We start from the raw sequence: 8,065 nt of genomic DNA on the forward strand, positions 1-8,065 counted from the left end.
CGCGGCGGGCAAGGCGGTGCAACTGGTCGAGCCGACATCGCAGGGCGGGCCGGGGGTGGTGGTGCGGCCGCTGGCGGGCTCGCCGATGCGGCTGCGGCTGGTGTTCTGCTGGCGGCGGGAGCGGCTCACCTGGAGTCAGGCCAGCCGCGTGTTCACCGAGGTGCTGGGTGCCTACGCGGATCAGGCGCTGGCGAGCCCGGTGTTCCGGCGGTGGTGGGAGGCGAACCAGCCGTCCCCGTCGCCGGCATCGTCCTCGTAGCGGAATCTCCCCGAAACCGGCTTCGTCCACGTATCCGGCGGCACCACGGCCCACCCGTCGTCAGGAAAGAGACTCCGGCCACTCGATCCAAAGCGAGCGAGAAAATCCACACCGGTGAGAATGTCGCGCCGTTCATCAGGCATTAGTACATCCGGGTGGCGAACATAAAGGATTGGTCACTTCTCGTAACGGAACCACGGGTGATCGCGAGTCCCTCATACCAGTGCGATGCGCCATTTGGGGACAGCCGTGGACCTAGCGAAAGATCGTCACACCGAACTGTCGGACCAGAACGGGCTGAAAAGGGTTCTCACCCCTCAGCAGCCCTTCGGCCCCATCGTCACCGAGGACGTCATGAACCTCGGCCGGTCGAATGCCGGCCAGCTCTTCGACCGCAACAACCGGGTCTACGCGCAGTCGGTCTCGGATTCCCCGCCGACCTACATCATCGGGCGAAAAGGAGCGGGGAAAACCGCGTTCCTGATCGGATCGGACGTCGCGCACGACCAACCGCAGATCGTTCTCACGACCGAGGACGTCTACCACGAGATGCTGAAGGTCTTTCACGAATACGGCCGCGACCACGAACTGTTCGTCGGCCATCGAGCTGATCTGTGGCAGGCGCTGTTCGACCACGTCGCACTGTTCCACGCTTGCCGGTCATTCGACTCGAACGACCCGCAGGAGAGCCTCCACGTCCTCACCAGTTACCTCGGCAACTCCGCCGAGAACGGAATGAACGAGACGCTCGCGGCGACCCGGTTCCTCCGCGAACTGAGGAAGAACATCAGCGACACCCGCAGCACCGGATTCCGCGACGTCATCGACAACGTGACCCTCGGCAGGACCCGGTTCGCGGACGCCAGGGCCGCCCTGCGGATCGTGCTGGGCCGCCGGGAGCGGCCACCGATCATCGTCATGGACAACCTGGAGGACCTGCACCTGCGGCTACCGGAGCTGCGGCCCGTGCTGGCCGGCCTGTTCCGCTGTGTCGGCAGGATGATCTCGGCCAACCCCGGCAACCGGCCGTACGGCGTGCAGATCTGCCTGCCGTCCGAGCTGTGGGACCTGATCCACGACATCGCGGCCGCGCCGGAGAAGGACCTCCAGGGCCGCTATCTCACCATCTACTGGACGGCACGGGAACTCCTCCGGCTCACCGGCACGCGACTGCACCTGTTCCTCCGCACCCGCCATCCCGACCAGCTGGAACTGCTGCAACGACGCGCGGACGGCAACGACGAGACCGACCCGTCCATCGCCCTGCTCCGCGCGGCCCTTCCTCCGCGAATCCACAGTGGACTCGACATCGACGAGGATCCGCTCGCGTACCTGCTCCGGCACACCCAGCTCCTGCCCAGGCACCTCATCCAGATCCTCAACAGCGTGTTCTCCCGGCACGACCGGGGTTCCGCGCCCTGGAACGTCACGCCCGTCGCGATCATCGCGGGTACCAGACACGCGGAACGGCTGCTGGTGCCAGGAATTCTCAGTGCCTACAAGGCGACCTTCCCCAAGGCGGCCGAAGCGTTGCAGCGTCTCACCGGACGACTGGAGATCTCCTTTCCCGCGCGGAAGCTGCACAAGGTCTACAACCAGCAGGGCATCAGGAAGCTGACCGACCTCGACTTCGACGAGTTCCTGTCGATGCTCTTCACCCTCGGCGCACTCGGGATCCGGTTCGACCAGACCGGGCGCTACAACAAGGCCCATTTCCAGTACACGTTCGACTATCCGCTGGTCGCCCAGGAGGAGTCCGACCACCTCTGCTTCCACCCCCTGTTCACCCGCTATCTGATGGAGCGGTCACTTCCCCAGCTGCGCGCGCGACAGGCCCACGCCACCTACCCGTACGGCTGCGATCCCAGAGGAGAGGACTACCGGGGCACTTTCGGCTACCTCGACTCGTGAACGGAGCACCACGATGCCACTCGCACCCCGCACCAAGAAGCCACTGCCCAGCGTGGCAGCGGAATACCTCGACTCCGCGCCGGAGGAACTGCGCGTGGGCATCGCCCTGTCCGGTGGCGGGATCAGGTCGGCCGCGTTCAACCTGGGCGCGCTCCAGGCGCTCGAGGAACGCGGAATCCTGCACAAGGCCGAACATCTCGCCGCCGTGTCCGGCGGCAACTACATCGCCAGCGCGCTCGCCATCTCCGCCGCACACACCGATCCGGAGTTCGAGAACGGAAAGCCCTTGTGGGGCCGGGGTTCCCCGGAAGAACGGTATCTGCGGCAGCACACCGACTACCTCGCACCGGGACACGTCGGCAAGCTGTGGATGGCGGCCAGCGTCGTCTACGGGTTCGTGGTGAACTACCTGCCGTTCGCGCTGTGCATGGTCATCGCGGGCCGCCTGGGGGGCTGGCTGCTCGCGTTGCTCGGCCTGCGCCTGTCCGACCTGCGCCTGAACGGCCTGCATCTGCCCGAGTCCGCCGTGGTGCAGGCGTTGCTCGGCTGCGGTGCGCTCTTCCTGCTGGTGGTGCTCCTCCTGGTCAGCTGGAGAAGGCAGGTGAAGGACGGCGACCCCGGCAACTACGGCGACTCGCGGGCCGAAGGCTATGCCGCACGCCTGCTCATCGGCGCGGGCGTGGTTCTTGTCGTCCTGACTCTGCCCGTGCTCGCCGAGCTGTACGGAGATGCTTCGACCGCCGCCCTGTCGTGGCTCTTCGACGAGAGCCCGGAGACCTTCCAGACGACCACCGGCCGGATCATGATCGCGCTCGTGTGGCTGGTGGTGTCGTTGTTGCTCGCCGCCGCCGCGTTGGTGCTCAGCAGAAGACTCCGGGCCCGGCGGCTGATGCTCGTGCTGTCGTCGCTGGCGGGTGCGGGTCTGCTGCTGGTTCCGCTGCTCTCGTCGCTCGAGCACGCCACCCGTGAAGGCATCGATTCACCCGCCGACGCGCTCGGTCTGTCGGCCTATGTCGTGATCGTGCTGGGTATGGCGGTGTTCGTCCACAACCGCCGGTACTCCATGCACCTCTTCTACCGCGAGCGCCTCAACAGCGCGTTCGCGTTGCGGCGGACGAAAGACGAGAAGGAACGAATCGTCGCCGAACCGATCGACTACCCCGAGAAGCTCTACTTCACCGACTGCGAAGCAGCCAACGGCAGCCGCACGCCGAACCTGGTCGTCTGCTGCGCGGTGAACCTCACCACGGACGACGTACCGGTCGGCCGGTTCGCCGAGTCGTTCACCTTCGAGACGAAACGCAGCGGTGGCCCGCTCTTCGGCTATTACCCGACCAGGGATCTCGAGCAACGCGGCGGCCTGCCCGGCACCCACCTCACGCTGCCGTCGATCATGGCGGTGTCCGGCGCGGCGTTGTCACCGCTGATGGGGAGATTCACCTATCCCCCGCTGCGGTTCCTGATGGCGCTGACCAACGTCCGGCTCGGTGTGTGGATCAAGAATCCGCTGCACAGGACCTGGCAGCCGGACGGCGAGGACGACGAGACGGCACCGCGGCGCGGATGGCTGGTTCGAGCCGCGCGGTCCATCCGCGCCGGCTGGCTGGAGCCGGGCGCTCTGTACGTCCTGCGCGAGGCTCTGGGTGGCGCCAAGTCGAGCCACCGGTACATCTATCTGACCGACGGCGGCCACTGGGAGAACCTCGGCGTGGTCGAGCTGCTGCGCCGGCGCTGCACCCACGTGCTGTGCTTCGACGCCAGTTGTGATCAGGCCGGCGACGGACTCGACATCGGACGTGCCATCGCGCTGGCGCGCAGCGAGCTCAGCGTCGACATCGAGCTCGACCCGCGTCCGGTTCTGCCCGACGCGGAGGGAATGAGCACGCAGATGGCGGTCCTGGGCGTCGTGTCCTATCCACCGCCCAACGATGTCCAGCCCGCGCAGCTGGTGTACGCGAAGGCGGTGCTCACGTCGGCCGCGACGTGGGATCTCCACGCCTTCAAGGCGCGCGACGGCCGCTTCCCCAACCACTCCACCAGCCAGCAGATGTTCACCGACGAGCAGTTCGAGGCCTATCGGACGCTCGGCCACGAGGCAGGCAAGCAGGCGGCCGATCTGCTCGAAATCCCAGCGCACCTGCTGCGGCGTGCGCCCGTCGCCGGCGGCAACGGTCACGGCGAGCTGCAGGCGAAACCCACCTGACGACGTATCTGGACGGACCCCGGCCCACCCGTGATGGGGGTGAGGAGACACCCACTCGGTTGATGTCAAAAGACTCTGTCTGGCCCCTTGCAATCGGACAACGATTCAGGGGCGGCGGGTCACAGTCGGTTCGGAGGGGACCACATGACGATCTACTGGCCAGATTCTCAGCTCCACGCCGCCGCGGAGGTCGACGACACCGGACTCGCCTTGCAGGTACCGGAGGAGGTGCTGCAACGGCACGGCGCCCGCGTGCTCCGGCCCACCGACGCCGTCGAAGGAGCGGCAGGTCCAGCAGTGCAGCCGACCGCGTACGTGGCATCGGTGCTGCTGATGCCGGACGAGCTGCTGGACACCCGGCTGACCGACTTGAACGGCCGGCTCCAGCAGACCCGGATGGTGATCGACATCGAAAGGGTCGCCAGGGACCCGAACCTGCCCGTCGCGTCCGTGGTGCTCCGCGCCTCCGGCCCCGAACCCGTCGCGGTCGACGCGTGGATCGCGTTGCAGGCGATCCGGGCCGACGAGTCGCTCGGCAGGGACGTCTCGCTGGAGCACCTGATGTTCGCGTCCGGGCTCCCCGGGGACCTGGGCGGTGTCCCGGGCGCCATTCAGGGGTTCGCGCCACCGTTCGGTCCGGCGGGCCCGGTGCCGTCGGGCTACCTGGACGGCCCGGTCGCGCTGGAGATGCAGCCGATCTGCCAAAAGGACCCGGCCACGCTGAAGCTCCGCCGCCAGCCGGTGGTCGCGGTGCTCGACACCGGCATCGGGCGCAACACCTGGCTGGACATCAAGGCACTGGACACGACGCAGACGATGTCGACTTGGGACACCGGGTACGTGCAGGTGGACCCGAAGATCCAGCTGCTCGTGGAGCAAGCCGGCGTGCAACTGGACAAGCAGGGCCACCGCGTCGAGATCATCAGGCACGCCAAGGACGAACCGCTCACCAGAAACCCGCTCATCGGCACCCAGGACTGGTGCTTCGGGCACGGCGAGTTCTGCGCGGGCATCATCCAGCAGATCGCTCCCGACGCGACCGTGCTCGCGATTCGCGTCATGGGAAGTGACGGCATCGCACGGGAAAGCGCAGTGGTGGCGGCGCTGAAAGGGCTGGTCGATCGAGTCACGGACGCGCTCACCACCGGTGACATGAAAAAGATGGTCGACGTGGTGTCGCTCTCGATGGGATATCCGTTCGAGCGACCGCAGGCCGACGAGAAGACGTCGCCGATCGCCAAGCAGATCGACGCGTTGCGCGCCCTCGGCGTCCTGGTCGTGGCCGCGGCCGGCAACTCGGCGTCGACGCAGCGGTTCTTCCCCGCCTGCCTGTCCACGCACACCAACGCCCTGCACACACCGCCCGTCATCAGCGTCGGCGCGCTCAACCCGAACGGCAGCAAGGCGTTGTTCACCAACGAGACGCCGACCTGCTACGCCACCGGCGTCAACGTGATCAGCACGTTCCCGCAGGACGCCAACGCGAGCCGGCAGCCGCTCCTGCAGGTGCCCGCGACCAACCGGGCGGGTCTGCCGCAGTTCCGGCAGTCACCGGACGTGGACGACCACACGCTCAGCCCGTTCGCCGTCTGGACGGGAACCTCGTTCGCGGCACCGCACATCGCCGGGCATCTGGCGAAGGCCCTGCAGGACATGGAAACCCACGACGTCGCGGTGGCGAGCCACCAGGATCAGGCCAAGACCCGTGCGGCCGAAGCGGTGAACGTCGTGAAGACGAACGCCAAGTAGGCCATGGACATCGGCCACCGCACGTTCACGGGCCCGCCCAGCACCGGCTGGGCGGGCACCGCGATGGTGTTCGAGGCGGCGCGCGACGGCGACCGCCGGGCGTTTCAGGATCTCGTCGCGTCGCTCAGCCCGATGCTGTGGCAGGTGGCCCGCTCCCAGGGCCTCGACCGGGAGACCAGCCAGGACGTCGTGCAGACGGCCTGGCTGGCGCTGTTGCGCGACATGCACGACATCCGCAACCCGCTCGCGCTCGCCGGCTGGTTGATCGTCACCACGAAACGGGAGTGCTGGCGGGTGCGGGACCGGCGCCGTCCGGAATTCGTCACCGACGACCAGAAGGAACTGGACCGCGCCGATCCCGCGGCCGGCCCCGAGGTGCTGGCCGCGCTGGGTGACCAGAGGCGCCGGCTGTGGGGCGCCGTCGCCCTGCTCGACGAGCGGTGCCGGGAACTGCTGCGTTTCGTGGCGTTCGTGCCCAGGCCGGACTACGGGATGATCGCGGAGACGCTCGGCATGAAGCGCGGCAGTGTGGGACCGACGCGCCAGAGGTGCCTGGACAAGCTGCATGCGCTGCTGTCCGGCGACGAGGCGGGAGGCGGCTCATGACCTCGCCGTTCGACGCGGAGGACCTGCGGGTCCTCGACGAGCTCCGTGAGTTGTACACGGCCCTCGAACCGATGCCGCCCGGCCTGGTCGAGTGCGCGCAGTTCGCGGTGGACTTGGAGGCGTCCGGCTTCGACATCGCGCGGATCGAGGACTCCGAACCGCTCATGGGAGCGGGAGCGCGCAGCGGGTCCATCAGGCAGATCACGTTCGACTGCGGCGACCTCGCGGTCATGGTGCAGTTCCAGGTCCGCGACACCGGGGACGTGCGCATCGACGGCTGGCTGAGCCCGCCGGGCGACCACCGGGTCGAGCTTCGCACCGCAACGGGCACCGTCGCGGCGGAAACGTCGCCACAGGGCCGTTTTGTCATCGAAGGGGTAAGGCGAGGCCTCGTCCAGTTCGTCGTGCGGGCGGCGGGCCACCCGACGGTCGTGACTCCTGCGGTCGTCCTATGAGGACAGTTCAGGACGCCGGCGTCGAAGAACGGGCGCGGCAGATGCGCGAGGAGGGTTCGCTGCTGACCAACAGCGGCAGACCCACCGCCGGTGCACGGAAACTCCGTGCGGCGCTGCGGTTGCTGCGGTGGTCACCGGACGTCTCCCCCGACCGCCTCGCGCATCGGGTGCTCACCTCGCACGTGCTGATCAGCCTGGGACTCGCCGAAGCGGAACTGGGTGACACCGCGCGCGGACTCGCGACCCTCGACGCCGCCGACCGGATCGTCACCGATCACGACCGCCCGATCCTGTGGCAGCAACGTGCTCTCGTGCTGCACCGCGCCGGCCGGGTGGACGAGGCGTTGCGGCTGCTCGACACCGCGGTTCCCCGGCTCGCCCGCGCGGGGGACCCGTTCACGCTCACGTCCGCACTCCTCACGAGGGTGGCGATCGGCATCGGCATCGGCAGGACCCGCCGGGCGCGAGAGGACCTCCGCACCTGCCGGGCGATCGCGGTCCGCGAGGGGTTCGCGCTCACCGAGGCCAAGGTGGCGCACGACCTCGGATACTGCGCCGTGCTCGACGGAGACATCCCGGCGGCACTGCGCTCGTTCGAGGAGGCGGCCGGGCTGTACGCGGAGCACGGTGCGGGATATCTGCCGGTGCTGGCCATGGACAAGGCCCGTGCGCTGCTGGCCGCCGGTCTCGCCGGTGAAGCCGCGCGCGAGCTGGACTCAGCGTTCGCGTTGTTCACCTCCGACCGGTTCAGCGTCGATTACGCCTGGGCCGAACTGACCCGCGCCCAGGCCGCGCTCGCGACCGACGAGCCGGGAACGGCACGGGACTGGGCGGTGCGCGCAGGCCGCCGGTTCCGCCGGCACGGCGACCACGCCTGGGCGG

6 protein-coding genes and 1 pseudogene are annotated in these 8,065 nt (G+C 68.3%); all 7 read left to right on the forward strand.

From position 1 onward, the window contains the following. A pseudogene (locus tag FXN61_RS50410) lies at nucleotides 1-259 on the forward strand (LysR family transcriptional regulator); the annotation flags it as partial. Nucleotides 260-508: 249 nt separating this feature from the next. Then, nucleotides 509-2,170: a P-loop ATPase, Sll1717 family gene (locus tag FXN61_RS44790; RefSeq protein ID WP_167979904.1), complete on the forward strand. Its 1,662-nt coding sequence runs from the start codon at nucleotides 509-511 to the stop codon at nucleotides 2,168-2,170. Between the two features lie 13 nt (nucleotides 2,171-2,183). Then, the gene (locus FXN61_RS44795) at nucleotides 2,184-4,373 is read left to right on the forward strand and encodes a hypothetical protein (RefSeq protein ID WP_167979905.1); all 2,190 of its coding nucleotides are present in this window, start codon (nucleotides 2,184-2,186) and stop codon (nucleotides 4,371-4,373) included. A gap of 144 nt (nucleotides 4,374-4,517) precedes the next feature. Then, nucleotides 4,518-6,122 carry a S8 family peptidase gene (locus FXN61_RS44800; RefSeq protein ID WP_167979906.1) on the forward strand — a complete coding sequence of 535 codons (1,605 nt, stop codon included), beginning with the start codon at nucleotides 4,518-4,520 and terminating at the stop codon, nucleotides 6,120-6,122. Nucleotides 6,123-6,125: 3 nt separating this feature from the next. Continuing rightward, nucleotides 6,126-6,728 carry an RNA polymerase sigma factor gene (locus tag FXN61_RS44805; RefSeq protein ID WP_167979907.1) on the forward strand — a complete coding sequence of 201 codons (603 nt, stop codon included), beginning with the start codon at nucleotides 6,126-6,128 and terminating at the stop codon, nucleotides 6,726-6,728. Continuing rightward, nucleotides 6,725-7,183 (forward strand): hypothetical protein, encoded by a 459-nt coding sequence (locus FXN61_RS44810; RefSeq protein ID WP_167979908.1) that lies wholly within the window; start codon nucleotides 6,725-6,727, stop codon nucleotides 7,181-7,183. Before FXN61_RS44805 ends, FXN61_RS44810 begins: the two co-directional genes overlap by 4 nt. Then, the coding region (locus tag FXN61_RS44815; RefSeq protein WP_512698770.1) for a tetratricopeptide repeat protein at nucleotides 7,180-8,065 on the forward strand (886 nt) is incomplete at its 3' end. The genes FXN61_RS44810 and FXN61_RS44815, both read left to right, overlap by 4 nt.

Origin of the sequence: Lentzea indica (assembly GCF_012184385.1) — a bacterium.
GTDB lineage: Bacteria > Actinomycetota > Actinomycetes > Mycobacteriales > Pseudonocardiaceae > Lentzea > Lentzea indica.